Origin of the sequence: Rhodoplanes sp. SY1 (genome assembly GCF_046000175.1) — a bacterium.
GTDB lineage: Bacteria > Pseudomonadota > Alphaproteobacteria > Rhizobiales > Xanthobacteraceae > Rhodoplanes.
Map to the genome: position 1 here is coordinate 1 of NZ_JBEOMB010000266.1, position 701 is coordinate 701.

The following is a 701-nucleotide window of genomic DNA, read 5'->3' on the forward strand; positions in this document are numbered from 1 at the left end:
GTGGTCGGCGAGCGTCGCCGCATCCGGCTCGCCGAGATCCTCGAGCTCGCCGATCAGCACGTCGAGCACGTCGGCGAAGGCTTCGAGATCGCCGTAGCCGTGCATGGCGCCCATGAAGATCAGCTTGGTGTGGTAGCCGTCGACGACGAGCGGATGGCGCGAGCGCAGCTCCAGCACGCGGGCGACCTTGCGCAGCACGCGGTTCTTGCGCCGGATCTCGGTGGCGAGGCGATCCTCGTCGACGGGCTTGCCGGACAGCCACTGCGACAACCGCTGCAGCTCGGAGATCAAGAGGGTGATGCCGGCCTGGCGTTTCTCGTCCGAACGGAACGCCGTCACGGTCTCCATGGTGAAGACGTCGTAGCCGTCGGCCTTCGCGAGCTCGAGCACCGAATGGATCGGCTCGCAGCCGGAGCCGAAATGCACGACGCGCTTGATTCGGTGATGGCGGTCCGTGTGAAGGCGGCCGACCATCGCCTTGATCATCGAGCAGAACTCGGAGGGGATCTGGAAGTGGTCCTCGGCGATCGCCTCGGAGCGGCGGCTGTCCTCGGCCCACAGCTGATCGTAGGACACCGGGATGGTGTCGCAGGCGAAGACGAGCGGCGATTCCCAGCTCCAGCCGCCCCAGATGACCGACCGGCCCGCATCGGCGGCGCGGACGATCTCGGCGAAGGAGTAGCGCTGGGCGAGGTCGGCGA

The 701-nt window shown here is 67.5% G+C and carries 1 protein-coding gene; it reads right to left on the bottom strand.

The window, feature by feature from the left end; all coding sequences use genetic code 11:
• A partial coding sequence (locus ABTU92_RS29035; protein ID WP_408095029.1) for a 2-hydroxyacyl-CoA dehydratase occupies positions 1-701 on the bottom strand: 701 nt, incomplete at both ends.